This window comes from Desulfurellaceae bacterium (assembly GCA_021296095.1).
Taxonomy (GTDB): Bacteria; Desulfobacterota; Binatia; order Bin18; family Bin18; genus JAAXHF01.
In genome coordinates, this window is record JAGWBB010000039.1 from 1 (window position 1) to 23875 (window position 23875).

Here is a 23875-nt window from a genome sequence, read left to right on the forward strand (position 1 = left end):
TTGGCTACCGCGAACAGTATAGCTCATCAGGGTAGGCAATTCTCACGGCTTCTCCCTAACTGATGACACGCCCTAGCATTGCTTCATAGAAAAATCAATTCTGGATGTTTTCACACTATCCCTCTCCGTGTCTCCCCCAAAATTGAGGGGATCTGGAGATTGCAAACTGAAGCACTACCAGAAATCAAAGGTCTGTACGGTTTCGCTGGCGAACCTGTACCGTGTCTCCGGTTTGGATCAGGACCGTATGGGCCATATCAATGAATAAGCCGGTTCCGACGATCCCGGGCATGGCTAACAACTGCTGTTCCCAGGTCGCAGGGGAAGGCAGCGGTGGGATGCGACAGTCCACAAGATAGTTGCCGTTGTCGGTGGTAAATGGCGTGCCGTTTTCTTCACGCAGCTGCGGATGCCACTCGAGTTCGCCCAGCAAACGTAGACACAGGGCTGCACCAAAGGGGAGGACTTCGAGCGGCAGTTTTCCGCGCGAGCCGAGGACCGGTACAAGCTTCTCCTGCCCGACAAGAATGACAAAGCGTTTGGCAGAGGCGGCGACAATTTTTTCCCGGACTAGCGCCCCGCCATAGCCCTTAATCAGCTGGAGCGACGGATCGACCTCGTCCGCGCCATCAATCGCAATGTCGATCTGGTCAACCTCGTCCGGGCGAAATAGTGGAATCCCAAGGCTGTGGGCTAAGTCGGCGGTTGCTTGCGAGGTTGGAACCCCTCGGATCTGGAGGCCGGCCTCGACGCGGGCGCCCAGAGCACGAACAAAATTCCTCGCCGCCCGGCCTGAGCCCAGCCCGACGGTGTCGCCGTCGTGAATAAAGCTGAGCGCGTGTTCGGCAATGCTTGTCGCCATACTGCGTGCCCCTAGCCCATCGCGCGCTGGATCACGGCTTGGAGACGGGCCAAGCCGGCTTGGACATCTGAACCAAGATGAATCCGGACGAATCGCCTACCGCGTTCGGCCAGGACCTTGGCGTCCCCCTGGGCCTGGGCGTTTTTTAGGACGCCAAAGCTGTAGGCCTGGCCGGGGATGGCGATATCCGGCGTATCGTCGGCCGTGAGTTGAAGAAAGACCCCGGTGTCAGGCCCACCCTTGTGCAGCTGGCCCGTTGAGTGTAAGAAGCGCGGTCCATAGCCGAGGGTAGTGGCAACCCGTTTTGTGTCACGAATGGTCTGACGGAGCTTTTGCAGTATCCGGTCGTTGGCCGGGCTCATGTCGAGATAGGCGCTAATGGCCAGATAGTCTCCGGCCTGGAGTCGATTCAGATGAGCGGCCAAGGCTGCTTCCAGAGTTCGGCCTGTGGCTGCGGACAGGAGGGCGCTCGCGTTCCGCGCGTCGGCAAACAGCTCGAGCCCCGCGTCCTGCAGCAGTGGCGACTCGACGGGTAGGGTGCCACGTTCTTGGTAGGTGGCCATCAGGGCCCGAGTCGCCAGCTTGCTGGCTTCGACATCGGGTTGGTTGAAGGGATGAATGGCCAAGATCGAACCGGCAACCGCAGTGGCGATTTGCCAGCGAAAGAACTCTTGGCCGAGATCAATCGCCTCTTCGAGCCGAATCCGGACAAGCGGATGGCCGGCGTCTTCCAGAGCCTCGACCGCCGCGTCCTGTTCGGCTGAGGGCGCCGCGTTTAAGCGAATGTAGACAAACAGCCGATCGTTGGCATACACCTCGGGCGGGCCGAGCTGCTCATCATCAACCGGAATCAAGCCCCGACCGTTTTTGCCGGTTGACTCGGCAATGAGTTGTTCCAACCAGCTTCCCAGGCTGCCGATTGTCGGTGAGGTGATGAACGTCACCTTGTCTCGCCCCTGCTGGCCGAGCGTACCTAAGATGATCCCAAGGCCGACGCCGGGGTTGGCATCGGGCGGAACGCTGGCGGCGCAGGATTGGACCATCCGCATTGCGCTGTTGAGAAAGCGCTCCACATCAAGCCCCATCAGGGCGGCTGGCAGCAAACCAAACGCGGACAGGGCGGAAAAACGTCCGCCTATGGTGGGGCTGGCGTGGACAATGTGGCGAAAGCCCTCTTCCTGGGCCAGCCGGTGGAGCGTGGTCCCAGGGTCGGTAATGGCCAGAAAACGACTCCCGACCGGCTCTGTCCCTCTGGCACGGCCGAGTAGGTCCGCGAAGTAGTCTTTGAGCACCTGGGGTTCGATTGTTCCGCCTGATTTTGAAGAGACGATACATGCGGTCCGAGCCGGGTCTATGCGCTCGACCATCGCCCGGATTTGGGCCGGAACGGTCGAGTCGAGCACGTGCAGCTCGGGAAAGCCGTCCCGCTGGCCGAACGTCGCCCGCAGGACTTCCGGGCATAGGCTCGACCCGCCCATGCCGAGCAGCACGACGTGGCGGACGTCGCTGTGGCGGAGGTCATCGGCAATCCGGCGCAGGTCGGCCAGCTGTTCACGCTGCTGCTCCACGACGGACAACCAGCCCACCCATCGATCCTCGTCGGTTCGCGACCACAGCGCGCTATCGCCCCGCCACAGGCGGCGGACTTTCCCGGCGGCCCGCCACTCGTCGAGGCCCGCCTCAACGGCCGCGCCCGCCTCCCCAAGGGCGTAGTTCTGCCTGGCTATGCCAAGCAGGGCTTGGCGTTTGCGTTCGATGGTGCTCAGCAGGGCGTCAAATGGATCGCCAAACTTTTTGACGCCGTCGGCCAACAACTGCTCGGTCGCTTCTTGCAGAGAAATGCCGAGCTGACCCAGGCTCTGGAGCGTGGCCCGGGCGTGGGCCAGCCCTTCGGACCAGTTCTCGGTGAGCCGAGGCTGAGGGCGACCGGTCTGGCGAAACGCCTGCACCGTTTCATCCGGCAGGGTATTGACCGTATCGGGTCCGATCAACTCATCCACATACATGGTCTTCGGATAGGCCGGGTTCTTGGTGCTGGTGCTGGCCCACAGCAGGCGTTGAGGCCGGGCTCCCCGCTCGGCCAGGCGCTGCCAGCGCTGGCTGGCGATGATGTCTTGATAGGCGGCATAGGCCGTCTTGGCATTGGCAACGGCTGCGGTGCCGAGCAGCAGCTCAATTTCGGAGCGCCGGGCCGTGCTCTGAGTCGCGCCGAGGGCTCCGTTCAGCCGCTCGTCAATGAGGGAGTCGAGCCGGCTGACAAAAAAGCTGGCCACACTGCTGACCTTGTCGAGGTCTCCGTCCCTGGCGCTCAGTTGCTCCAAGCCAGCAATATAGGCGCCGGCGACTGCCTCGTACATCTCGACCGCGAACAGCAGGGTGACGTTGATATTGGTGCCTTCGCTGATCAGTTGGGTAATGGCCGGAATACCGGCCTGGGTGGCCGGGACCTTGATCATGACATTCTCACGGTCAATCGCCGACCGTAGCCGTCGCGCCTCTTCGACCGTTCCGTGCGTATCATGCGCCAGATGGGGCGAAACCTCAAAGCTGACATAGCCGTCGCGCCGGTCCGTCTCATGGTAGATTGGTGCCAGGACATCGGCGGCCATCTGAATATCCTGGATGGCCAGCCGTTCATAAATGTCTTTGCTCGTGCCAACCCCTTGTTCGACCAGGGCTCGCATGGGTTGGTCGTAATCGGCGCTCTTGGACAGAGCCTTCTCGAAAATCGCCGGGTTGGAGGTAACACCACACACGCCGTCGTGTTCGATCAAGGCTTGCAGCTCACCCGAGGTAATCAGGCTGCGCCGGATATTGTCATACCAGATGCTTTGGCCGAGCTGGTGGACCTCTCGCAGCGGGTTTTCCATGCCTCCCCCCTCTTCAGTCGTGCCTGAGTGCGTAAAGAGGAAACGTGTCGTCCTTTGGCATGGGTATGGTTGACACGTTTCCTCTCCGGTGTGAGCGGCCCGCTCACTCATCCCTATCCCTTACCGCACCTGCCCTGACAGCACAATCCTGTTCGGCGGGCGAGACCGGTTGTGGGCGGTCTCGGGCGGCGTCAACAATGCAGAAAAACCCAAACGGCTCGTCGTCCAGCGCCAGAAACTGATGGGGCGTCCACGGCGCAACGTAGACCGTGTCGAGCGGCTGCATGTCGTGGCCGGTCGCGTCGAGTACCGCTCTGCCCCGACCGCGCACGGCGATCACCACATGCGCGTGCCGGTGTTTTTCCAGGCTGGAGTGGCCGCCCGGTGCGATCTCAAAATAGCGCACATGGAACTGGGTGGCTTCCGAGCGGTTGCCGACCAGGACCTGGCGGATGATCCCTCGCCACTCGCGGCCAGACTCCTGGCCCGATTTGTACGCCTGCGTCTGAACACCGTCCCACCCATAGCCCTCGTCGGCTGAGCGGTTGGCCTGAAAACGGGACAAACGGGTCGGCGGGTGTGCCATGCCGCACCTCAGGGAAACTCGATGATTGTTTTCAGCGAATCCTGCGCCGCAGCCGCGTTTTGATAGGCGTCATGAATCGCGGCGAAGGGGAAGCGGTGGGTGATGAAGCGTTCGGACTGAATGACGCCGGTGCCAATCAGCCGTAGGGCTTCACGGGTGTCATTCGGCCCGCACGAATAGCTGGGGACGAGACTGACTTCGTTAAAATACAGCTCGTAGGGGGCGAGCGGCAGCCTGGCCTCGGGCGTGCTGGTGGTGAACAGCAGGACGGTGCCGCCCTTTGCCGCACAGCGGATGCCCAGCTGCATGGCCTCGACCGTACCCGGACCGACAATGACCAACTCGGCCATCTCGCCCCCGGTATAGTCTCGGACCGCGTCTTCGACCGGGCCGTCGGCCGGGTCAAACACGGCGTCGGCCCCGAGTTCGAGCGCTTTGTCCCGACGGTAGGCCACGAAATCGGTTCCCATGACCGTCCCCGCACCGGCATGCCGGGCCAGGGCGACATTCAGCTGACCCATGATGCCGAGGCCGATGACACACACGCTGTCGCCGGCCCGCAGCCGGGCGCGACGCAGGGCTTTGACCGCGCAGGCCGTGGGTTCGATCAGCGAGCCGTCGGCAAACGACAAGTCGGCCGGCAGGCGCAGGGTGTCACCCGCCAGGTTCTCTTTGGGCACCAGGACATACTCGGCCATGCCGCCGGGAATAATGCGCGAGGAGCGCCAGGTCGAACACTGCACGAAGTCGCCCCGCCGACAGGCCCGGCAGGCAAAGCACGGCGCGTGGTGATGGATGAAGACCCGGTCGCCGGGCTGAAATTCCGAGACCCCCGACCCAAGCTCGACAATCTCTCCGGCCGGCTCATGCCCAAAAACGACGGGCGCCTTTTTTTCGATATACCAGGCCATCACGTCACCCGAGCAGATGCCGCACGCCCGCGTTTTGATCAGCGCCTGGCCTGGCCCGACGCTGGGGACGGGTTCTTCCTCAAAACGGATATCGTGTGCGGTATACAGCCGGGCGACTCTCATGCCGACAGCATCCACTTGGCCATGGTCAGCATGTCTTTGGGGCTTTCGGGCAGCTTGCGTATGACCGACGCTTCAAAGCCGGAATGCATGAAACAGTTCTGGCACGCCTCGTCCTCGCGCCTCTCCCAATAGTCCCAATCAACCCCATTCCAAAAGGCGTCCCAGGTCTGGAAGTAGCGTTTGCCGATCAGATAGCACGGGTCTTTCCAGCCAAACGGCGTGCGGGTGACATTACCCCACGGCGTGCACGGATAGTCACGCTTGCCCGCCGCAAATTCCAGGAACAGCGGGGTCAAAGAAATGGGGTAGCGCTTGGACAGGGCGAGGACGGTCTCGAACTTCTGGTGGATCTCGTCGCGGTACAGAAAGTGGTTTTCCTGGACGTTTTCGTAGTGATAGCCGGGCGAAATCATCATGCCGTCGATACCCAGCCCGGTCAGCAGCTCACACATCTGTTCGATTTCGTCCATGCTGGTTTCACGGAAGATGGTCGTGTTGGTACACACCGAATAGCCGAGCTGCTTGCCGCGCTGAATCATGGCGATGGCCTGGTCGAAAACCCCCTCCCGGGCGCACACAAAATCGTGCGTTTCGCGCAACCCGTCGAGGTGGACGTTGATCGACAGGCGTTTGTGGGGCGTGCTCTTGTCATAGAAGCGGTCGAGCAGAATGCCATTGGTGCACAGGTAGATGTGCCGTTTGCGGCTGATAACACCGGCCACCAGCTCCGGCAGCTCGGGATACACGGTGGGCTCTCCGCCGCAAATCGAGACGACCGGAGCGCCCGACTCATCGACCGCTTGCAGGCTTTGTTCCAGGCTCAAACGATCCTTGAGATCGCCCATATGGCGTTCTGGAGTACAGCCGACACAGGCCAGATTGCAGGTGTAGAGCGGCTCCAGCATCAGCACGACCGGGTAACGCTGTCGGCCCTGCAGCTTGTTCTTCAGCTGCCATTTGAGCATGTCTGTGGTGATGTGGAGCGGAAACCGCATTCTCTTTTCTTTCTCCCCTGACCGTTTGGTCAGCGCATACTAGCGGTGCGCGCCCGATCTGGCAAGAGCGCCGAGGACGCCCTTCAACTGGGGCGTGATTCGCCCGCCTCGCGCTTTACAAGACCGAACGGCTTGGTCACAATGGCGGTATGGCACGCAAATCGCGCTCGCGGGCGTCAGCTGCCGCCCAACTCCAAGAACTCAAAACCCTGGCCGAACAGCGGGGGATCCGCGTACGCGAGGAAAAGCTGCTCGGCGGGGCGGGCTATCGGGTGCGGGGTGGGGGCTGTCGGGTGTACGGCAGAGAGACGGTGTTCCTGGATCGGAATCTGCCGCTCGGCGAAAGAGTTGAACTGCTGCTCGACGAACTGGGTGGGCGGGGCATTCAGACCGACAGTCTCTCCCCGTCCCTCCGTCGCAGGGAAGACGGAGGAGTCGCGCCGTGACCGACCGACTTGAAACCTTTCGTCAGTGGCTCAAGGAGCAGGGCCTGAAAGCGACCGCCCAGCGCGACGACATCGCTCAGGTCTTCTTTGAGTCCAACCGGCATATCAGCGTTGAGGAGCTGTGTAACGAGGTCCGGCATATCAGTCCCCGAGTGGGCTATGCCACGGTATACCGCACCCTCAAACTGCTCAAAGAGTGCGGTCTGGCTGCGGAACGTCATTTTGCCGACGGCCAGGCGCGCTTTGAAAAAGTCGAAGAAGAACGCCACCACGATCATCTGATCTGCGAGCGCTGCGGTCGCATTATCGAGTTCATGCAGCCTGAAATCGAGGCCCTGCAGGAAGAGATGGCCCATCGCTTCGGTTTTGTGGCCACCAGTCACAAGATGGAGATCTACGGCATCTGTCGAGAGTGCCGCGAGGGGCGTCGGGCCGAAAGTGAGCGCCGGCTGCCGGTCTAACCCGGCAAACGAAACAGAGTCCGGGCATTGTGGCTCGTCGCCTCGGCCAGCGTGCCGAGAGGACAGTCTTTCAGCTGGGCCAGGGTGCGCGCCACCTCGACGACATAGGCCGGCTCATTCCGCCGCCCACGGTAGGGAACGGGGGCCAAAAATGGGCAGTCCGTTTCTACCAGCATCCGCTCGAGCGGCAGCTCACGCGCCACCTCACGCAAGGCCTGGGCGCTCTTAAACGTCACAATCCCGCTCAATGAAATATACAGCCCGAGATCAAGCAGGGTCTGAGCTTCCTGGGCAGTGCCGGTAAAGCAGTGCATGACCCCGCGCAGGTGTCCGCCGCCCTCCTCGCGCAGCAGCTGGGCGGCTTCAGCGTAGGCGTCGCGGACGTGCATGGACAGGGGCAGGTCAAGCTCCTGAGCCAACCGGATAAACGCCCGAAAGTGCCGGCGCTGGTCCTCGCGTGGAGCATGCTCGTAGTAAAAATCCAGCCCTGTCTCGCCCAGGCCGACGACCTTGGGCTGGCGGGCCAGGGCGCGCAAACGCGCATACGTCTCCGCCGTAATCGTTTGGACATCGTGGGGATGGATGCCGACCACGGCAAAGACATCGGCGTGTTGCCGAGCCAGGGCCAGCGCCTTGTCGTTGTGGGCAAAGGCGCCGGTTGCCCCGATTACCAGAAAACACGACACGCCTGCGGCACGGGCGCGTTCGAGCAGCGCCAGCCGGTCGGGCTCAAATTTTTCGTCGGTCAGATGACAGTGCGAGTCGACCAGCATGTCTAGCCGGCCTCAGCCTGGGCCTGGAGTTCCTTTTCCGGCACGTCCTCGTCGAGCTTGATGAACAGCGGCCGGGGTTTGCGCAGGGCTTGCTTGGGCGCCAGGGTCGTCGGCTGCCACACGCCGCTTGCCCTGCTGTGATCGTAGCGCAAGACCAGGTGTGACCCCCGCTCATCCTCGACCGTTTCGGTATACTGGCGCCCGAACAGCTGCCCCTCGTAGCCGAGCAGTTCGTGGAGCTGTTGGCTGGTATGGGGCAGAATCGGCGCCCACACCAGCTTCAGCCAATCGATGACCTGTAGGGCCACATAGATCGTCGTGGCCGCCAGCTGGGGATCGGTTTTCAGCGTTGTCCACGGCGCTTTGTCGTGAAAATACAGGTTGGCCTGCTGGCTGAGCCGGCGGGCTTCATTCAGCGCCATTTTGAGCTTGACCGCCCCGTACAAATCGCCAACGGTCTGAAACCCGGCCTTGATTTCGGCCAGGATGGCCCGGTCGGCGTCGTCCAGCGGCCCCGGCTCGGGGACGCGCCCTTCGAAGCGGGAATTGGCGAAGCCCAGCACCCGGTTGACCAGATTGCCCCAGTTGGCGACCAGCTCGTTGTTGACCCGCTCGACAAAGTCGTCCCAGGTAAAGTCAACGTCGTTGCCCTCCGGCGCGATGGCGGTCAGGGCGTAGCGCCAGGAGTCGGCCTGGTAGCGCTCCAGGGCGCCGTGAATGCCGATGACATGGCCGCGGCTTTTGCTGAACTTGCGGCCGTACATGTTGAGGTACTCGTTGGCCGGAACATCGTAGGGCAGGTGCAGCCCGCCGTAGCCAATCAGCATCGCCGGCCACATCATGGCGTGGAAGGGGATATTGTCTTTGCCGATGAAATAGTAGGCCCGGGCGTCGGCGTTCACACTCGGGTCCCACCACTCGCGCCATTTGTCGGGTGTGTTGTTCAGCGCGGCCCACTCAATGGCGGCGCTGAAATACCCGATCACCGCGTCATACCAGACATAGATGCGCTTGTCCGCATAGCCGTCGAGCGGAATCGTAATGCCCCACTCCAGGTCACGGGTGATCGGACGGCCGCGCAACACCTCTTGTTCGACCTGGGTGCGGGAAAACCGAATGACGTTCGGCCGCCAGTGTTCTTTGCCCTGCAGCAACCAGTCTCGGAGCGGAGGCTGGAGCTTGCCGAGGTCCAGGAAAAAGTGTTCGGTCTGCCGAACCTCAAGCTGGGTATTGCCGGTAATCCGCGAGCGCGGCTGTTTCAGCTCAATGGCCTCGTAGGTCCGGCCACAGCTGTCACACTGGTCTCCCCGCGCCTCGGGACTGTCGCAAAACGGACACCGGCCCTCGACATACCGGTCGGGCAGGAAACGCTTGGCCTCGGGGTCGTACAGCTGCTGCTGGGTATCGGCGTAAATATAGCCGTGGTCCCGATGCTGGCGAAACATCTGCTGGGTCACATCCCAGTGGTTCTGGGTGTCGGTATGGGTGAACAGGTCAAAGGTCAGTCCCAGCTTCTGATAGCTCTCGACAAAGCCGACGTGAAAGCGCTCGACCACCGCAGCCGGGCTGCTGCCCTCGGCCTCGGCCCGCACGCTGACCGGCGTCCCGTGGGTATCCGAGCCACTCACCATCAAGACCTCGTTGCCGATCATACGCTGGTAGCGCGAGAAGATATCCGGTGGCAGATACGCGCCAGCAATATGACCGATATGCTGCTCGCCGTTGGCATACGGCCAGGCAACGCCAACGAGGATTTTCCGTGACGGGCTCATGTTTGTCTCCCTCAAAGGTGAACGCTGCTCTCTTTGTCAGTCGCTCATCGGCCTTCATCCGTATCCCGGGCAGCAAGCTGGAGCAGCATGTCTTCGACCGCCAGCCGCGGGTTGGCGTTGCGGCCCAAGGCCTGCATCGTATCATAGACGAGGCTGAGTTGTCGCAGGGCCTCTTCCACGCCCAGACCCTGCGTCGTCTGGGCGAGTGCCGGCAGACAGTCCGCATAACGTATCACACCGTCTTGACCCAGCAACACATAGCGCAGGCGTTCTTCGTACCAGCTCAGGAGAAGCTCCAGACGATCACCGCCGGCTGATCGCTCGGGGCGGTCTGCCTTGGTACGGGACTTCTTGCGGCGGTTGGCCACCAGCCATTCGGCCAGCTCCGACACCTGGCCGAACGAAGCACCTTCGAGCTGCTCCAGCGCTTCAAGCAGGTGGCCGCGCTCTTCGATGAAGACCTGGGCGTCGAGCGATAAGGCACGGCCGATGCTGCCCCGACTATAGAGCGCCAGAGCGTGCGCCTCGGCCGGCGCCAGGGCCTGCGCCTGGACTAGCAGCTGCTCGACCGTGGCCGGTGGCAGGGCGGCGAAGCGCACCTGCTGGCAGCGGGACAGCAGCGGACGTGACAGGCTGGCGGCGCTGACCGACAGCAGGATCAGCAGCGCGTTTCCAGGTGGCTCTTCGACGATTTTGAGCAGGCTGCTCTGGGCCTGGGGTGTCAGGCTCTGGGCTTCCTCAATCACTCCGATTTTCCGGTTGCCACGGGCGGACTGGAGGCTCAGAAAGTGTTGCAGCTCGCGAACCTGATCGATGCCCAGTGTGGTTCTGCCCGCCTGTGGGGCGACCAGGCTGAGATCGGGATGGGCGCCGTCGGCGACCGCTCGACACGTCGTACACATCTCACAGCCGGTGCCAGCCTGCTCGGGACACAGCAGGGCTTGGGCCAGGGCCAGGGCCGTCCGTTTTTTGCCCACCCCGGACGGCCCGACAAACAGATAGGCGTGGGCCAGACGCTCGACCGCCAACGCATTGCGAAGCGTGCTCAGAGCTGCAGACTGACCTTCTATGGCAGCAAAGGACATGCGGGCAAGGTAGAGACTAAACGGTCACACGTAAAGAGGAATCGTCCGGTGTCGCGTCAGGTTTGCGGTTTGGGGCTTGCGGCCTGCCCCATCCGCTCCAGCACGATCGACACGATCTGCCGATGAATACGGTCCACCGCTTGGTCGGCGTCAACCACACACACCCGCCCGGGATGTTCGCGGGCGACAGCCAAAAAGCCCTGCCGGACACGTTGGTGGAAGTCGTGTGTCTGGGCTTCAAAGCGGTCTACCTCTGAGGCTCCTCGGCTCTGACTTGCCCGTTGCAGGCCGACCTCGACAGAGACATCGAGAAGAACGGTGAAGTCAGGCAGACAGGCCTGACTCGCAAAGCTGTTCAAACGGTGCAACAGATCGAGCGGGATGCCTCGCCCATAGCCCTGATAGGCGATAGTGGAATCCAAGAACCGGTCTGAGATAACGACTGCGTCAGCGCGCAGTCCAGGTAGGATCACATCCCGTACGTGTTGAGCCCGGTCGGCCAGCAGCAACAGCAGCTCCGCCTCGGCGGCCAGCGGCGCCCCGGCCGGCTCCAAGACCAGCCGACGCAGGACTTTGCCGATCTCGGTGCCACCGGGCTCACGGGTGACAAGAACCGTGTGTTCCCGCTCCCGCAGCGCCTCGGCCAAGAGACGCGCCTGGGTTGTCTTGCCCCCGCCCTCGACCCCCTCGAATGTCAGAAAAAATCCGGCCATAGCCTTCCTCAGCGCTGCGGAGCATAGCGAAAATCGGACCCGACCGCCAGCGCGTTCAGACCTCCAGGCCGACCGAACGCATCAACGCCAGGGCGTTGCTCTTAGCGACAACGCCTGGGCGCATCCGATAGTCAAAACGCAGCTGGCCATCCTCGAAATAATCCTCAAAGCACACATTGGCGGCCCGGGGAGCGAGAGCGCTGGCCACCTCGGCCAGCGCCAGGTCATGGGTGGTCAGCAGGCCGACCGCGTTGCGCGTGAGCAGGCTGCGGACCACGGCTTCGGCGCCGCTGCGCCGGTCGTGAGAGTTTGTGCCGTGCAGTAGCTCGTCCAGCAAAAATAGAACCGGCACGTCTGCCCGTGTCAGGTCCACAATCTGACTCAGCCGCAGAATTTCGGCGTAGAAGCGCGAGCTGCCGGCCTGCAGCGAGTCCTGAATACGCAGGCTGGCACCCGGCATCAGCGGCGACAGACGGAGCGATTCGGCCCGGACCGGCGCGCCGGCCAGGGCCAGAACCGTATTGGTCCCGACCGTTCTGAGCAAAGTGCTCTTGCCCGACATGTTCGACCCGCTGACGACGAGCACCCGAAGCGGGTCGCCCAGCCGGACATCATTCCTGACGCAGCTGGCCTCGGGCAGCAGGGGGTGGCCCAGCCGCCTGCCCTCGAAGTACGGTCCGGCCGGCACAATCTCCGGAAACGGATCGGCCGGATGCTCGTAGGCATAACCGGCCAGGGCAGACAGCGCCTCAAACTCGCCAAGCACCGCCAACCACGTTGCGATATTCTGGCCGGAAGTACTGCGCCAGGCTTCAATCGCCAGCCCCACCTGGGTGGTCCACAGCACGAGCGCGGCGAGGGGGGCAAACAGCTGATTTTTGCGCGATTCGAGCAGGGCGATCAGCCGCCGGAGCTGAGCGATCTGGCGCGATGGGGGCCGCGCGCCGTGCGTCAGTCGGTCGTGCAGCGTCTTCAGGCGCGGGCTGCTGAAGCGCTGGGTCTCAAGGCAGGCCAGCATATCCGACAGCACCGACAAGTCGTGGAGCAGACGTTCGACGCCGGCCACGGCCCGCTTGATCTGAGACCGCAGTCCAAGTGCATAGGCTCCGGCCAGGCTGGCCGCAATGAGAAAGGGCAGGGCTCCCCAATACGCCAGCTGCCAGCCGACCAGACACACGACCGAGCCAGCTGCCAGTACTGCGGCCAGTCCACGCGCCCGGGATATCTGCGCCAGGCTCATCTTCCGTCCCGCATCTTCCTGTCCGGCAATGTTGACCAGCACATCCGGATCAGTACCAGCCCGCACGTCTGCGCCACGCAGGGCCAGCTCTTCGCGGAGGTCGAGTTTGGGCCGGAGTTCCTCAACCGCAGCCTGGCGGGCCTGAATCTCCTGCGCTTGGGCCGGCGTCTGCAACCAGGCCGCCAGCGTCCGCTCTCCGCCCCGCGTCCGAGCCGTACACAGCAACTCAAACACCGACCCGGGTCCGAACAGGTCGAGGTCCGCCGCGTAGGGATGGTCTTCTTGAAGCAAGTCCAGACCGGCTGCCCCACCGCCCGCCCAGCGGTTCTCTATCCGGGCCAAGCCCCGGTCGTAGAAGGCAACGCTGCGCTCGGCCAGACGCCGCCGGCGTCTGAACCGTTCGTGCACCACCACCAGCCCGACAAACACCAGAGCCGGTCCGGTCAGCCACCACCACGACAGCAGCCCCGGACGACACGCGAACCAGCCCAGACCGGCACCCACCAGAAACGCCACCAGCCGCGCCGTACCCGTCCGCCGATCATAGCCGGTGAAACGTTCGACAACCGTTCGCCGGGCGTGCAGCCGGCGGGTGTACTCGGCGTGCGCCTCAGAAACGGGGGGACAGGGTGCGTCTTTCAAGACCAGTTCTCACTGAATATATTGTCCGAACGCCGGTCGCTCGTCTAACGGAAGACTCCAAAATACCACGCGATGACCGCCTCTCCAAAAAAGATATAGCCCAGCGCGCCACACGTCAGAAAGGGTCCAAAGGGCAGGGCCAGCTTGGTGTCGCTGTGCTGACGAATCATCGTGCCCAGCCCGACCGCAGAGCCGAGGAATGAGGCCAGCAGCAGGGTAAACAGGACCGCCCGCCAGCCCAGAAAGGCGCCGATCATGGCCAGCAGTTTCACATCGCCGCCGCCCATGCCCTGTCTGCCGGTCAGCGCCTGATAGCCAAGAGCCAGAGCGAACAGAATCCCGGCGCCGAGCGCCACCCCGAGCAGCGAGCTTTGCCAGCTGAGGGCCGGATTGACGGCGGAAAAGCCGACGCCGAACAGTACGCCGGGCAGGCTGATCACATCCGGGATGATCTGGTGGTCGAGGTCGATATAGCTGACGACCACCAGGGCTGCGCCCAGCACGAAAAAGCCCAGGCTGGGCAGGCTCAGCCCGAAGCGATACACAATCAGGGCGCCCAACAGTCCGGTCAGGGCTTCCACACCGAAGTAGCGGAAGGAAAACCGCGCCCCGCACGCCCGACAGCAGCCGGCCAAAATCACATAGCTCACGAGCGGGATGTTGTCATACCAGGCCAGCTGGCTGGCGCAGCGCAAACACTGCGACCGGGGGGAAACCACGGACCGACCGAGCGGAATGCGGTAGATGCACACGTTCAAAAAGCTGCCAATGCACGCGCCGAAGACAAAAGACGAGACAAGGACGAATGGGGTGGGAGGTGTACTCACGAGCACGACAGGCTCTCGGGTCGCTTGGACCGCTTGGCGGGGTGGGCGGCCCGTCTATTCTATTTGGACCCGGCTAGGTCCGTATCCGTTCGACTGCTACTGTCCCCCCACGACACAAACTCAGGCATCACCTCATTCACAAACAGTTCATGAGACTCGGGGGAGACCGGAATAATGATCGTGTAGGTGAGGCCCATCTCCTCAATACGGGCATGGATATCCCGTTTGACTCTGTCTGGCGTGCCCATCAACGTCAGGGGCGACCGGAGCGCAGCATCGGCATCGGGAAAGCCGATATAGCCGGCGGTTTGGGCGAGCGCCGCGTCTGCGGGGTCTCGGGTCAGGTGGAGTACCATCAAAGAACCCAGCTCTATCTCCTGTGGGTCGCGCCCGCATTCTTCCATATAGCCGTGCAGCATGCCAATCCGTTTTTTCAGATAGGGCGTGTCGAACTTCAAGGCCATGGCCGGATCGTTCGGATAATCCTGACCATTAAAGACCGGTGGATTGATATTCAGAATAGCCGCTTCGGTGGCGGCGATCTTGAGGAGGCCGCTGCCCGAGCCACCTAGCATCAGCGGCGGGTGAGGTTTTTGGACGGGCCGGGGATTGTTGTAGGCCTTGTCAATCGAGAAATGTTTGCCCTGAAAGCTCGGTTCCTCTTGCGTAAACATCGCTTTTAACACCTGAATGGCTTCGGCGAGTTGATCCAAGCGTTCCCGATTCGAGGGGTAGGGATAGCCATGGGCGTGGTATTCGTCCGGCTTCCAGCCCGCGCCCAAGCCGAGCGTCAGCCGACCGTTGCTGATATTGTCGAGAGTAGACGCGATTTTGGCCAACATCGGCGGCGTGCGAAACGAGACGGACGTGACACACGGCGTGAGGCGGATACGCTCGGTTACCGCGGCGATAGCCGTCAGCGTCGTATAGCTCTCAAACATGGGTGTCTGGGGATCCCCAAGCGGGGTAAAGAAATGATCGATCATCGACACGGAGTAAAAGCCATCGCTTTCCGCCCGTAAAGCTGCCTGCTTGGCAGCGGCAAAGTCATCCGCAGGGAGAAGTAATCCAAACTTGGGGTCGTGCACCAGTCTCTCCTTTCAATACCTCCAGAAGATTGTGAGGGGCGGAGGCTGAATGATGCCCCGCATAATGTACCGGACGCGAACCCAACGATAAATACCGGCGAGGGGCTGTCCAGTTCTCAGGGTGGGAAACGAACTTTATTCGGTGTGATTCCGAATGAGGCGTCCCCCGAGGCGGCTTTACACACCCGCTAGCTGGCAAGCTCCTCGGTCAGTTGACCGTACTCCTGCTCGAACACGAAGCCCTCGTAGCCGTGGGCGGCGGCCTCGGAGAGACGCCGGAAGTAGTCGGGGCCACCCAGATACACGCAGAACTGGCGGTGCTTGCCCGGGATGTTGGCCCCCGTGTACCACGAGTCGGTGAGGGGATAGAGCGTCTCGTTGGCGATCTCGGCGACCTCGCGGTCCCAGCGCTGCTCGGCGTCAGGGGTCGGCTCGAGAGCGCCCAGACCGTGTTCACGCAGGTAACGCACACAATCGCCGATCCATGCCGACTCGAGCTCGGCGCCGAGCGGCATGTTGAAGAGCACCGAGGGCGAGCCGGGGCCGTGGATCATAAAGAGGTTGGGGAAGTCGGCCAGCGTCATGCCGAGGTAGGTGTCAAAGCGCACGCGCCACTTCTCCTCAAGGCTGACGCCGCCTCGCCCCTTCGGGTTGAGGCGCACCAGTGCGCCGGTGATGGCGTCGAAGCCCGTCGCTAGCACGAGTATGTCGAGCAGGTGTTCGCCGTTGGCGGTGCGTACGCCTGCGGGCGTGACTTCCTGAATCGGGTCTTGGCGCAGGTCGACCAGAGCGACGTTGTCGCGGTTGAAGGTTTCGTAATAGCCGTTATCGAGGAGTTGGCGCTTGGTGCCCAGGTAGTAGTCGGGCATCAGCTTCTCGGCGGTCGCGGAGTCGCGCACGATCTCACGGATCTTGCCGCGCACAAAGTCGGCCAGGGTGCGGTTGGCCTCCTTATTGGTCAGGAGGTCGGCATAGCTGCCAAAGAGGATGTGGAAGCCGCCCTTCTGCCAGAGTTCTTCGTACAGCGCCTGTCGCTGCTCGGGCGTGTCCTCAAAGGCCGAGCGCTCAGAGACCTCGAACGGTGCGCCCAGGGGTGACGCGTTCATCTTTGCGCGGATTGCGGCCCAGTTCTCGCGGGCCTGGCGCACCACGCTGGAGTCCATGGGGCGGTTGCGGGCCGGGATGCTGTACTGCGGCGTGCGCTGGAACACCGTCAGGTGCGCCGCCTCGCGGGCGATCTCGGGAATCGCCTGCACCCCCGAGGAGCCGGTCCCGATCACGCCGACGCGCTTACCCGCAAAAGAGACGGGCTCCTGCGGCCAGCGGCCGGTGTGGTAACACTCGCCGGCAAAGTCGTTGAGCCCGGGAATGTTGGGCCTGTGCGTCGCCGAGAGGGTGCCGACCGCGCAGATCAGGAACTGGGCCGAGACGCGCTCGCCGGCGCTGGTCTCGAGCCTCCAGCGCTGCGCCGCTTCGTCGTAGCAGGCGTCACGCACCCAGGTTTCGAGCTGGATGTCGCGGCGCAGGTCGAATCGGTCGGCGACGTACTCCAGATAGGCCAGTACCGTGGGCTGATCGGGCTGAGTCTCGGGCCAGTCCCACTCCCGCATGAGCGCTTCTGAAAACGTATAGCAGTAGAAGGGGCTGCCCGGAAAATCGACCCGTGCACCGGGATAGCGGTTCCACCACCAGGTACCACCCACACCAGAGGCACCGTCGTAGACGCGTACCGAGAGGCCCATCCCGCGCAGGTGGTGCAGGGCATACAGGCCGCCAAAGCCTGCCCCGATGACCACTACGTCATAGTGCTCAACTGCTCCGTTTGGCATGGTGTTCCCCCCTACTGTATTCCCCGGAGCTTATTGCTCGAATATGTCTCAGACCGATAATGATCGTCCATAACATGGCTCAACACGGTGTCAAGTTACTGCGTAGCGCATGAAGATCACGCAACATGATATGAGCAGTCTTCTCATACTGCCGTCGCGGTTGAGCTTGGGCGAGTCTATCAGGTCCAGGGAGAAGCCTCTTCTCTATTCTATTCGGACCCGCCCGGCAAGGTTGATGATAATCCGGCGGGGCGCTTCCGCCATGTCTGCGCTGAGGGTCAGCGTCATGCCGGCATCGACATGCCCGCGCGGCACAAAAATCACGTCCCCACGTGAGTTGACTGCAACGATCCGTACCCCTTGGGGAAGCGGGATGCGCGCTTCCGGCGCCGGCTCCGTACCAGGGCTGTGCAGGTGCAGCCGGGTCCAAGATCCTGCCCGCGACTCCTCGACAATATAGTCCTGGGTGTCCGGCCGAAACGTGACCCGGAAACGGTGGTTGCGGGCAATCGCCCGCATACGCACCAACTGCAGATCGCTCACGATTTTCCGCACCCCGGCGTTGAACCGGGCCTGGGACACGAGGGGAGTAAGCTGCCCGACGGCCAGCCCGCCGACAACGCTCAGGATTGCCAGGACGACCAGCAGCTCCAGCAGGGAGAATCCGCGCCTGCTCCGACAGGTGTCCGCAGCCCTACTCATCGAGCCCCTCTCGAAACGAGACTGTGCGCATGAACAGACCCAGCGCCCGGTGGACCGCGTCACAACTGTAGCTGACCGTAAACGGGCGGCAGCGCGAACCGGCTCGGACCCGATCCAGATCAAACTTCTGATTTGGGACAGCGTTGTCGCGGATCACAACCGCACCCAGGATGTGGCCGCAGGCCCCGGCATCGGCCACCCGCAAGTCTCCGTCGTCAACAATCAGGACAAGTCCGCGCCAGTTGAGGCTGGCCCGCCCGAGTCGGACAACGCGCGAAATGAGAAGCAAACCGGCGCCTCGGATGACTGCTCCGCCGTCCAGGTCGAGCGGTCCCCCGCCGTCTTCGATCCAGGTGACCTTGGGTGCCTCGGGCGTTCCGTAGGTATGCGTCCCGGCCAGCAGTGAGGAGCGCAGGAAGAGCAGTTTCTCGGCTGGCAGGTCGGGCAGACGGTCCACAATATCGAGCAGCGCCTTGCGCGTGTGATTGCGCTGAGGCGGACTGAGCGGATGAACCAGCGGAACTGGTCCCGGCGCAAAGGGACCGTGGTCATACGGCGGGGGCGGGGTGTGGAGTCCGGGCGGCAGGCCGTCGGCCCGCAGGGCTGGGGCCGAGAGGTTGAGGTTGAGAAAGCAGCTCGGGTCGGCAGCCGCCTCGCAGGCGTCGGTACGAAAGCGGGGCCGGCTGTCCGCGCCGTGCACCCAGAACAGGCCCGGCGTACATGCGCTTCCACCGTCGGCCTGGCAGAAGCTGTTGGCCCGCTCGACGATGCCACGCTTCAGGCTGCGGAGGGCGGCCGACAGGTCGCTGTGAGCGCTCGACCGCGCCGTGGCAAAGGGGGAGATGGCCGGGCAGCTGGCCGACAGCCCACCGCTGGCGGCGTGATTTCTGCCGTCAATGCTGAAGTCTGGAATACGCCGGCCGGTTCCGCCGCTGTGGTCATCAAAATCCGGGTGGAGTCCGTCCCCGTCGCTGGTGACAACGCCGGTCGGGGTAAAATCGGGGATGTGGACGACTTCTTCAACTCGCCGCCGAGCCGCATCCGCGCCCTGGCCGAGGGCTGACACCCGGTATCTGCCCCCGTCCAGTCTGTCTATGCTGACGCTGTAGCTGCCGTTGGCAAACGGGTGGGGACCCAGGCTCACCGGGAAAGCGGTCTGCGGCCCGCTGTTTTCGAGCCAGTCTTTGCCGACCGCAAGGCCGGCCCGAGCGATCCACAAGGCCTGGACGCTGGACAACAGGTTGCGCGAGATGTGCAGGTCTGTCTGGAGCCGGGTGATAGCGCTCAGGCTGAGCGGGATGAGCAGGCTCAAGAGGAGCAGGGTCGAGATGAAGATAAAGCCGCGTTGCTGGGCGATCCAAGCCGGAGACTGAGCCCGGCCTCTGGATGTCGAGGGCTGGTACCGCATGCGAATCACGAGGGGGGATTGGGCAGGTGGACCATGGCGCGTAGCTGGAGGCTGATGGGCTGGGTGACTGATTGGTCGGGGTGAGGATGGCTGGTCTGGACGGTCAGCTCTACGGCATGGACACGGGCCCGCCCCGCCGCGTCGAGGCTGGGGATGAGTTCATTCCTGACGCGATCATAGTAGCGCAGCACAAATCCGTCTGGCGGAACATTGGTGATAAAGGGCTGCGGCCGTCCACGCAGGCCCGTCGCGCGCAGGATGGCCTGGCGGTCCGGGTCGTACTGGTAGACCACCCGCTCGCTGGGATCGTCCGGACAGCCGTCGGGAGGCCGACCGGCACGGTCGCCCCGAAAGTCGTACTGCATGACCACCCGCTGCGCGTCGGCGACCGTCAGGCGCTGAAAGCCGCTGCACGCACCATCAACCGGCCGCGCCCCGGCCTGTCGCAGCTCACGGACGATGAAATCGAGCGCCAGCCGAGCGTCTTCGCGCAGGCTGATTCTGAGTTCTTCGGCCGCCAGGTGGGTGCGGTGCACAAACAGAAACCCAAACAGGCCGAGGCTGAAAATCCCGGCCGCGCTCAGGGCGACGAGCAGCTCCACCAGGGTGACACCGGATTGCTTATTCATTGAACAGGGTCGCCAGCGAAATGGTGCGGTCGTGAGGATCCTGCCACGACACGCGAACCTCGGCCCGCGCCGTACTGCCGGGGGGCTGGTTCGGCGTGGTGCTCCAGGTTCGGCTGAAACCGGGCTGGGGCGTGTCGCTCCCGCTGCGGGCGCCAAATCCGGCGCTCAGCTCTTCGAGTTTGTTCTGGGCCAGGACGGTTGCCCGGTTGAGGCGTTCGCTGCTGGTATCTACCCTCAGCAGGTTGGTGATGCTGGCCCCAATGCTCAGGGCCAGCAGCGAGAAGAGCAGGACGGCAACAAGGACCTCGATCAGCGAGAAGCCCGAGGCCGGACGGCTGTTCAGCATGGGCTCATGTTTTTGGTCTGGCCTGTTTGAGGGCGGCGGTCAGTAGCGGCACCACCTCGGCGTAATCCCCGATAATCCCGATATCGGCGTTCTGAAACATGGGCGCTTTCTGGTTCTTGTTAATGGCGACCACCGTGCCGGCCCGGCGAATGCCGACCGTATGTTCGAAGGCGCCCCGAATCCCGATCGAGAAATACAGCTTGGGAGAAATCGCCCGCCCGGTCAGGCCGACCTGATGCTGTCTGGGCAGCCAGCCCAGGTCGGCAATGTCGCGGGTGGCGGCCAGCGGCGCGCCACCCAAGGCGGCGGCCAGCTCTTCAATCACCGGCAGATTGTCCGGCCCCTGAATGCCTTTGCCGACCCCAATCGCGATCTCGGCCGAATCCAGCTCGGCGGCCTTGCCCGCATCCGCGCCCGTTTGCGACACCAGCCGGACCCGGCTGGAGGGTGCCCCGTCGGGCTGGAGCAGCTCAATCCGGGCCTGACGGGCGGGCTTGGCCGTGGCCTTCTTCAGCATACCGGGCCGAACGGTCGCCATCTCAGGCGTGGTCTTGGACAGGATCGGGGCGACGATGTTGCCGCCAAAGGCGGGCTTGTACTGGAGCAACTGGCCGCGGTCGTTGACGCCAAGATCAATACAGTCGCCGGTCAGGCCGAGGGCTAAACGGGCGGCCACCCGTGGGGCGAGGTCACGGCCGATGGCGGTTGAACCGAACAGCACGACACCGGGTGTGTGAGCCCGGATGGCGCTGCTGAGCAGGGCCGCATACTCGTCGGTCGCGTACGCGGCCAGGCGGCGATGATCGGCCACGTACACGACATCCGCCCCGTGCACAGCCAGGCTGGCCGGATGGTGATCCACCCCGCTGCCGGCCAGCACCACCCCGACCTCGCCGTTATATTTTGCGGCCAACTCATTAGCCTTGCCCAGCAGCTCGAACGTCACCGGACGCAGGGCGTCCCCAAAGGTTTCGGCCACCACCCAGACGGCTTTGCCGTCGCCCGGTCGGCGTTCTGGCGGTCCGCCGGCATCCGCGTCGTCGTCATCCGCCCAGGTGCCAAACAGGCCGCGCTCCAGCAGGAAAGCGACGAGGGTATTGACCTGGTCCGACAGCTCGCCCTCCAGCACCCGCTTGTCGCGGATATCCTCAACCGTTTCAACCGACTCGACCCAGGTCGGCGAGCCCGCGGCGCCAAACAGAGACAGGTCTGAGGACAGCTCGGCGGCGCTCACGGCTTGAATCGGTTTTTCCTTGGCCGCCTCGCGCTGGGCCCTTTTTGGAAAGCGTTCGGGTGCCAGGTCTTCGGTGGCCGACACCAGCGCCGGCAGGGAGCACTCGAGCGTGTCAAAGCCGCTGTCGGTCTCTCGTTCGGCGGTCAGCGTGTCGCCGTTGATGCCGAGGCTGCGGGCGGCGGTGATCTGCGGGATATCGAGCAGCTCCGCCACTTCGGGACCGACCTGGCCGGTCTCGGCGTCGGTGCTGTTGCGGCCGCACAGGATGAGGTCATAGCCCTCGCGTTCGAGGGCCAGGGCCAGGGCGCGGGCCGTGGCCAGCGTATCCGAGCCGGCAAAGGCGCGGTCGGTGATATGCACCCCCCGGTCTGCGCCGAGCGCCAGGCAGTGCCGCAGGGCCTCGCTGGCCTGGGGCGGGCCGAGGGTCATGGCCACCACTTCTCCGCCGCCCTCCTCACGCAGCTCAACGGCCTTGAGCAGGGCGCGAATATCAAACGAGCTGACTTCGGAACGCACGCCTTCGCGCCGCAGTGTCTTGGTCTCGGGATCGAGGGTCATTTCCGAGACCATGGGCACCTGTTTAATCAATACAACGGTCTTCATGTAGCGTACGCTCCTTCAAAGGCAATCGTGATGTCCTTTTGATCTCTTTTGTTATCACGCTTGCCTTTGTTGTCGAAGGGTTCTTGCCGTCGCCTAGGCCCCGCGCCCCTCGCTATAGGCCGATACGGGATACGAGTAGTAGACAATAATCGTCCGCTCCTTGAACCACCACCGGCCCCCGTCTTTGATGAAGGTGTCGTCATAGCGACCCAAGGCGATGTTGGGCTCGTTTTTTGAGATGGTGATGGAGTCGGCGTCGAGGTAGCACGTCGAGGTGGCGGTAGTGCCCGCAATCTCAATGACCGGCGACTCAATCTTGTGCCGCAAATAGCGCACCTTGGCCCGGAAGTTTTTCATGTATGCGTCATACCAGGCGCGAATAGCCTCACGGCCCTGGTGGCGCCGGTCGCTCTCATAACGGGGTACAAGGACTGCGGTCTCATGAAACAGGGCGGCAACGTCGTCGGCCGTGCCGCGGTCCACCGCGTGGCAGTATTGGTGCAGCAGCTGCTGGATGGCGATATGGTCTTCGGCTGACATGGCTGTGTCTCCTCTCTAGCGCAGGGAGCGGAAAAACGCCCGTACATCGTCAATCAACAGCTGTGGCTCTTCCATGGCGGCAAAGTGCCCGCCCGAGGGCATGAGGGTCCAGCGTTTGAGGTTGTAATAATTCTCGGCCCACTTGCGCGGCATGAGGATGACCTCTTTCTGGAACACCGCCACCCCCATCGGGCTCTCCACCACCGGGCTGCGGTCGTGGGACGGCTGCCAGGGATTGTGGGTGGCCTCGTAGTAGTAGCGGGCCGAGGTGCCGAAACTCTGGGTGATCCAGTAGATCATCATCGTGGTCAGCAGATCGTCTTTGCTGAAGCGTTTTTCTACCTGTCCGTCGCAGTCGCTCCAGGTCCGGCGTTTTTCCAGAATCCAGGAGCACAGGCCAACGGGTGAGTCGTTGAGGGCGAAGGCCAGGGTCTGGGGCTTGGTCGTCTGCAGGGCCGAATAGCCGCTCTCGGCCGTAAAGAAATTGAGGTTTTTCTCATACCAGCCCTCTTCGCCCGGCCCGTACTGGGACTCGTCGGGCAGGCTGCCGACAAAAACCGACAGCGGCACCATGAGGTTGACGTGCGTGCCGATCAGCTTGTCGGCATGCTTATGGCCGAGCTGGGCGGTAATGATCGCACCCCAGTCACCGCCCTGGGCGGCAAATTTATCGTAGCCCAGCACGTCCTGCATGAGCCTGACCCACAGGTCGGCCGTTCGCCAGAAATTGATGCCCGAGGTGGTCAGCGGCGTGGAAAACCCATAGCCGGGCAGCGAGGGGACCACCACATCAAAGGCGTCAGCCGGATCTCCGCCAAACGCGGCCGGGTCGCTCAGCGGCCGAATGACTTTATGAAAATCCCAGAAGGTCCACGGCCAGCCGTGGCTCAGAATCAGCGGGATCGGCTTGGGGCCTTTGCCGGGCTCATGAATGAAGTGAATCGGAATGCCGTCGATCGTCGTCTTGTAGTTGGCAAACGAGTTCATCTCCCGCTCGTGCTGGCGCCAGTCGTATTCCTCCCGCCAGTATGCGACCAGTTCTTGCAGGTAGGCGCCGTTGGTCCCGTACTCCCAGCCGGCATTGGCAAAGTCCTGGGCCAGGCGGACCGTGCTGAGCCGCTGCTGGAGGTCGGTCAGCACGTCTTGGGGCACATCGATCGTGAACGGTTCTTTTTGCACGGCGTCCTCCT

22 protein-coding genes are annotated in these 23875 nt (G+C 63.1%); 2 read left to right on the forward strand and 20 right to left on the reverse strand.

Annotated elements, in window-relative coordinates; translation table 11 throughout:
- Positions 1-184: 184 nt before the first annotated feature.
- The 5 genes from rpiA to hpnH form a co-directional block, all read right to left on the reverse strand.
- The gene (gene rpiA, locus J4F42_11255) at positions 185-862 is read right to left on the reverse strand and encodes a ribose-5-phosphate isomerase RpiA (protein ID MCE2486081.1); all 678 of its coding nucleotides are present in this window, start codon (positions 860-862) and stop codon (positions 185-187) included.
- An 11-nt stretch (positions 863-873) separates the two neighbouring features.
- Positions 874-3732, reverse strand: a complete 2859-nt coding sequence (locus J4F42_11260) for a bifunctional transaldolase/phosoglucose isomerase (GenBank protein ID MCE2486082.1) — start codon at positions 3730-3732, stop codon at positions 874-876.
- 103 nt (positions 3733-3835) lie between these two features.
- Complete coding sequence (locus tag J4F42_11265; protein MCE2486083.1) at positions 3836-4318, reverse strand: cupin domain-containing protein; 483 nt, start codon at positions 4316-4318, stop codon at positions 3836-3838.
- A gap of 8 nt (positions 4319-4326) precedes the next feature.
- Positions 4327-5352 carry an alcohol dehydrogenase catalytic domain-containing protein gene (locus J4F42_11270; GenBank protein ID MCE2486084.1) on the reverse strand — a complete coding sequence of 342 codons (1026 nt, stop codon included), beginning with the start codon at positions 5350-5352 and terminating at the stop codon, positions 4327-4329.
- The gene (gene hpnH, locus J4F42_11275; GenBank protein ID MCE2486085.1) at positions 5349-6347 is read right to left on the reverse strand and encodes an adenosyl-hopene transferase HpnH; all 999 of its coding nucleotides are present in this window, start codon (positions 6345-6347) and stop codon (positions 5349-5351) included. Before hpnH ends, J4F42_11270 begins: the two co-directional genes overlap by 4 nt.
- A 149-nt stretch (positions 6348-6496) precedes the next feature.
- Here hpnH and J4F42_11280 point away from each other — a divergent pair, with 149 nt between their 5' ends.
- Entirely contained in the window at positions 6497-6793 is a 297-nt protein-coding gene (locus tag J4F42_11280; GenBank protein MCE2486086.1) for a hypothetical protein, read from the forward strand.
- On the forward strand, positions 6790-7254 hold the full coding sequence (locus tag J4F42_11285; GenBank protein ID MCE2486087.1) for a transcriptional repressor: 465 nt from the start codon (positions 6790-6792) through the stop codon (positions 7252-7254). Before J4F42_11280 ends, J4F42_11285 begins: the two co-directional genes overlap by 4 nt.
- Here J4F42_11285 and J4F42_11290 read toward each other — a convergent pair.
- The 15 genes from J4F42_11290 to J4F42_11360 all read right to left on the reverse strand — a co-directional run.
- Positions 7251-8027 (reverse strand): TatD family hydrolase, encoded by a 777-nt coding sequence (locus J4F42_11290; protein ID MCE2486088.1) that lies wholly within the window; start codon positions 8025-8027, stop codon positions 7251-7253. The two genes, J4F42_11285 and J4F42_11290, sit on opposite strands and share 4 nt — an antisense overlap.
- Positions 8028-8029: 2 nt before the next feature.
- Complete coding sequence (gene metG / locus J4F42_11295) at positions 8030-9799, reverse strand: methionine--tRNA ligase (GenBank protein ID MCE2486089.1); 1770 nt, start codon at positions 9797-9799, stop codon at positions 8030-8032.
- A 44-nt stretch (positions 9800-9843) separates the two neighbouring features.
- Positions 9844-10827 (reverse strand): hypothetical protein, encoded by a 984-nt coding sequence (locus J4F42_11300; GenBank protein MCE2486090.1) that lies wholly within the window; start codon positions 10825-10827, stop codon positions 9844-9846.
- 113 nt (positions 10828-10940) lie between these two features.
- A complete protein-coding gene (locus J4F42_11305; protein MCE2486091.1) occupies positions 10941-11597 on the reverse strand; it encodes a dTMP kinase in 657 nt (218 codons plus the stop codon).
- A 55-nt stretch (positions 11598-11652) separates the two neighbouring features.
- Positions 11653-13479, reverse strand: a complete 1827-nt coding sequence (locus J4F42_11310) for a hypothetical protein (protein MCE2486092.1) — start codon at positions 13477-13479, stop codon at positions 11653-11655.
- A gap of 44 nt (positions 13480-13523) precedes the next feature.
- Positions 13524-14306: a prepilin peptidase gene (locus J4F42_11315; protein ID MCE2486093.1), complete on the reverse strand. Its 783-nt coding sequence runs from the start codon at positions 14304-14306 to the stop codon at positions 13524-13526.
- 59 nt (positions 14307-14365) lie between these two features.
- Entirely contained in the window at positions 14366-15394 is a 1029-nt protein-coding gene (locus J4F42_11320; GenBank protein MCE2486094.1) for an LLM class flavin-dependent oxidoreductase, read from the reverse strand.
- A 188-nt stretch (positions 15395-15582) separates the two neighbouring features.
- Positions 15583-17223 carry an NAD(P)/FAD-dependent oxidoreductase gene (locus tag J4F42_11325; protein ID MCE2486095.1) on the reverse strand — a complete coding sequence of 547 codons (1641 nt, stop codon included), beginning with the start codon at positions 17221-17223 and terminating at the stop codon, positions 15583-15585.
- 204 nt (positions 17224-17427) lie between these two features.
- Positions 17428-17925 carry a GspH/FimT family pseudopilin gene (locus J4F42_11330; protein ID MCE2486096.1) on the reverse strand — a complete coding sequence of 166 codons (498 nt, stop codon included), beginning with the start codon at positions 17923-17925 and terminating at the stop codon, positions 17428-17430.
- Positions 17918-19333 carry a hypothetical protein gene (locus J4F42_11335; protein MCE2486097.1) on the reverse strand — a complete coding sequence of 472 codons (1416 nt, stop codon included), beginning with the start codon at positions 19331-19333 and terminating at the stop codon, positions 17918-17920. The genes J4F42_11330 and J4F42_11335 overlap by 8 nt, the downstream gene beginning before the upstream one ends.
- A 5-nt stretch (positions 19334-19338) precedes the next feature.
- Entirely contained in the window at positions 19339-19962 is a 624-nt protein-coding gene (locus J4F42_11340; protein ID MCE2486098.1) for a prepilin-type N-terminal cleavage/methylation domain-containing protein, read from the reverse strand.
- Entirely contained in the window at positions 19955-20308 is a 354-nt protein-coding gene (locus J4F42_11345) for a prepilin-type N-terminal cleavage/methylation domain-containing protein (protein ID MCE2486099.1), read from the reverse strand. Before J4F42_11345 ends, J4F42_11340 begins: the two co-directional genes overlap by 8 nt.
- Before the next feature lie 4 nt (positions 20309-20312).
- Positions 20313-22145, reverse strand: a complete 1833-nt coding sequence (locus tag J4F42_11350) for an FAD-binding protein (GenBank protein ID MCE2486100.1) — start codon at positions 22143-22145, stop codon at positions 20313-20315.
- Positions 22146-22238: 93 nt separating this feature from the next.
- On the reverse strand, positions 22239-22685 hold the full coding sequence (locus J4F42_11355) for a nuclear transport factor 2 family protein (GenBank protein MCE2486101.1): 447 nt from the start codon (positions 22683-22685) through the stop codon (positions 22239-22241).
- Positions 22686-22700: 15 nt separating this feature from the next.
- A partial coding sequence (locus J4F42_11360) for an alpha/beta fold hydrolase (GenBank protein MCE2486102.1) occupies positions 22701-23875 on the reverse strand: 1175 nt, incomplete at its 5' end.

Bases quoted from the DNA above. Each gene is read 5' to 3' on its own strand.
- rpiA (MCE2486081.1), bottom strand. From the start codon at position 862: ATGGCGACAAGCATTGCCGAACACGCGCTCAGCTTTATTCACGACGGC.
- J4F42_11260 (MCE2486082.1), bottom strand. From the start codon at position 3,732: ATGGAAAACCCGCTGCGAGAGGTCCACCAGCTCGGCCAAAGCATCTGG.
- J4F42_11265 (MCE2486083.1), bottom strand. From the start codon at position 4,318: ATGGCACACCCGCCGACCCGTTTGTCCCGTTTTCAGGCCAACCGCTCA.
- J4F42_11270 (MCE2486084.1), bottom strand. From the start codon at position 5,352: ATGAGAGTCGCCCGGCTGTATACCGCACACGATATCCGTTTTGAGGAA.
- hpnH (MCE2486085.1), bottom strand. From the start codon at position 6,347: ATGCGGTTTCCGCTCCACATCACCACAGACATGCTCAAATGGCAGCTG.
- J4F42_11280 (MCE2486086.1), top strand. From the start codon at position 6,497: ATGGCACGCAAATCGCGCTCGCGGGCGTCAGCTGCCGCCCAACTCCAA.
- J4F42_11290 (MCE2486088.1), bottom strand. From the start codon at position 8,027: ATGCTGGTCGACTCGCACTGTCATCTGACCGACGAAAAATTTGAGCCC.
- metG (MCE2486089.1), bottom strand. From the start codon at position 9,799: ATGAGCCCGTCACGGAAAATCCTCGTTGGCGTTGCCTGGCCGTATGCC.
- J4F42_11305 (MCE2486091.1), bottom strand. From the start codon at position 11,597: ATGGCCGGATTTTTTCTGACATTCGAGGGGGTCGAGGGCGGGGGCAAG.
- J4F42_11325 (MCE2486095.1), bottom strand. From the start codon at position 17,223: ATGCCAAACGGAGCAGTTGAGCACTATGACGTAGTGGTCATCGGGGCA.
- J4F42_11330 (MCE2486096.1), bottom strand. From the start codon at position 17,925: ATGAGTAGGGCTGCGGACACCTGTCGGAGCAGGCGCGGATTCTCCCTG.
- J4F42_11335 (MCE2486097.1), bottom strand. From the start codon at position 19,333: ATGCGGTACCAGCCCTCGACATCCAGAGGCCGGGCTCAGTCTCCGGCT.
- J4F42_11340 (MCE2486098.1), bottom strand. From the start codon at position 19,962: ATGAATAAGCAATCCGGTGTCACCCTGGTGGAGCTGCTCGTCGCCCTG.
- J4F42_11345 (MCE2486099.1), bottom strand. From the start codon at position 20,308: ATGCTGAACAGCCGTCCGGCCTCGGGCTTCTCGCTGATCGAGGTCCTT.
- J4F42_11350 (MCE2486100.1), bottom strand. From the start codon at position 22,145: ATGAAGACCGTTGTATTGATTAAACAGGTGCCCATGGTCTCGGAAATG.
- J4F42_11355 (MCE2486101.1), bottom strand. From the start codon at position 22,685: ATGTCAGCCGAAGACCATATCGCCATCCAGCAGCTGCTGCACCAATAC.